A 2,443-nucleotide genomic window follows, 5' to 3' on the forward strand; every position below is an offset into this window, starting at 1 on the left:
TGTAGGGTGGGCCGCCCGGCGAGGTGCCTGCCTAACGAGCAGGTCCTTTTCCGTGCGGCCTCCCTCCGAACCGGGCGGACCCGTTTCCGAGTACCCGGCTCTCCAGTGATCATGACGTGAGTTCGGTTGGCGTTGCATGGATTAGGTCGTGGCAGTCGTCGCAGACCACGAGGGTCTTGCGGCGCTTGTTCGCCATGACCTTTTCCCATGCGGGCTGTGCCGGTCCGGCCGGTGTGAGATCAGCCAACCCTCGGATATGGTGCACTTGGATGTTTTCCGATCGTTGGCATAGCTCGCATCTGCCCTTGTGGAGTCTCTGGATGAGTTCCTTGTGGGCGTAGATCGGCCGGGTCGGCTGCCGGTCGATGAGGACCGCCGTCTTCTGCCGTTTGAGCGGGATCCCGCCGAACCGTGCGACCAGTGAACTCCTGCTATCGCGGTCGAGGCGGGCCTCGAAGCACGTGCGCGGCCCGTACGGTGTGACGGTTGTGGCCTTGTGCTTGGCGGCCATTCTCGACACCGTCGATTTGTGCTTACGGGCCAGGGTCTTGAGCATCGACGTCTCCATGACCCAGCGCAGCCGGTGCAGCCGCATGACGTCACCGGCCAGCAGGTAGTACTGGACGATCCCCCGGTACTCGGCCCCGTACTTCGCCACGATGGTGAAGTCACCCTCGTTGACGAGCCGGGAGCGGCAGGCGGGTTTGCCGCGGGCCATGTAGTGGGCGCTCTTGGCGGTGATCACGTCTCTGGGCACGTGCAGGGCGACGACGCCGTTGACCGACCGGCGGTTACGCCGATCGGTTGCCGACGGACGCCGGGTCCTGCGATCGCTGGCAGCGACGCGAATCTCGTAGCCGAGGAACCTCGCCCGCTGGCTACGGGCATGGGTGATCAGCGTCTTGTCCTGCGAGAGGGTGAGCTTGAGCTCGTCTCGCAGAAACGCCGCCAGACGCTGTTTGATCTCCTCCGCTTCGGCCTTCGGTCCGACGAACCCGAGCAGGGTGTCGTCCGCGTAACGGCAATACTTCAACCTGCGATAGCCGGGGTCCCGAGGGTCCTGGCTGGGCAGGCTGTGCAGTTGCCGGTAGAGATCACGCGCGTGCGCGCGGTCACCCCGCCGGCGGGCCGTCACGAGCGCGTACTCCACCTGACGGTAGGCCGGGTTACGTTCCCGGCGTTCCCCTCGGGTGTATTGCGGGATCAGCACCGTCTCCACGAACTGATCGAGGCGGTGCAGGTAGATGTTCGACAGGATCGGCGAAGCGACGCCGCCTTGCGGGGCGCCCGACAGCGTCTCGTGCCAGACCCAATCTTGCAGGTAGCCGGCGGTGAGCATGGCGCGCACCAGCCGCAGGAACCGGTTGTCGTGGATCTTCTCCGCCAGCGTGTCGATCATGACCGTGTGGTCGAGCGACCCGAAACAGTCGGAGACGTCTCCCTCGATGAACCAGGTTGTTCCGCCCCAGGTGTTGGCGATCTCCCGCAAAGCGGTGTGACAGCCGCGCCGTGGGCGGAACCCGTGGGAGCGGTCGGAGAACTGGACGTCGTAGTACGCCTCCAACAGTAGGCGCACGACCTCGCCGACCAGCTTGTCCGACCACGTCGGCAGGCCAAGCGGGCGCGTCTTGCCCTTTCCCGACTTCTTCGGGATAAGCACCCGCCGTACCGGGCGGAACCGGTACCGCTCGAAACGCATCGCCTCGATGATCCGGTTGATCTTGCCCAGCGACATGCCGTCCACGGTTTCCTGTGTGACCCCGGCCGTCATCGCACCCTTGTTGGCGTAGATACGGCCGTAAGCCAGCAGATACAACTGCGGGTTGAACATCTGCCGATACAGTTGCTCCAGCGGCAGGCCACGCCTACCGCGCTCACGCAGGACGTCCAGCACCGTTTCGGCGTTCTGCATTACGCATACCTCCCGGCTCAAGACACCCGATCACCTGGCCCACTTCGCCCTGCAGACGGCTTTCCCGTCCTCCTCGGCCGGGCGTGACTCCGGCGACTACTACTGGGCCTCCGTCGCCATAGGACTCGCGTCCCGTAGGCGATCCCACGTTCGTCCTGGTCATACGTGCGAGCACGACGTAGGCGTCCCACTCATCTCCTTGAATGCCCTCACTGGGCATCGCTCCATGGCCCCGAAGGTTGCGGCGTACTGAGGCGAACTTGGCCGCAGGGCTGGCACCGGTTTCAGACGTCTTTCCGGCGGAGGTGAACTTTCCTCTTCTGGAGATTGGGATTCAGGCCATCCAGCTTTCGCCATATCGCGCGGGTCCCTCAACGCGCCGTCCCCAACGCCTGGACCCGGCCGCTGATTTCCTGGCATGCTGCGGTCCCCTTCACCTTTCGGATCCAGGTAAGCCATCGGACCCAGGAACCTCCCTTCGAGTTCCTCCCGGCTGCGCCGGGGATACAACCAGGCGCCTCGTGGCGCACC

The 2,443-nt window shown here is 64.8% G+C and carries 1 protein-coding gene; it reads right to left on the reverse strand.

What is annotated here, in order from left to right; genetic code table 11:
- Positions 1–109: 109 nt before the first annotated feature.
- Positions 110–1,912, reverse strand: coding sequence for a reverse transcriptase domain-containing protein (locus ACGFIZ_RS34145; protein ID WP_393427426.1), 1,803 nt, complete (start codon positions 1,910–1,912; stop codon positions 110–112).
- Between the last annotated feature and the right edge of the window lie 531 nt (positions 1,913–2,443).

The organism is Micromonospora sp. NPDC048830 (assembly GCF_043198215.1).
In the GTDB taxonomy this organism is placed as follows: Bacteria; Actinomycetota; Actinomycetes; order Mycobacteriales; family Micromonosporaceae; genus Micromonospora.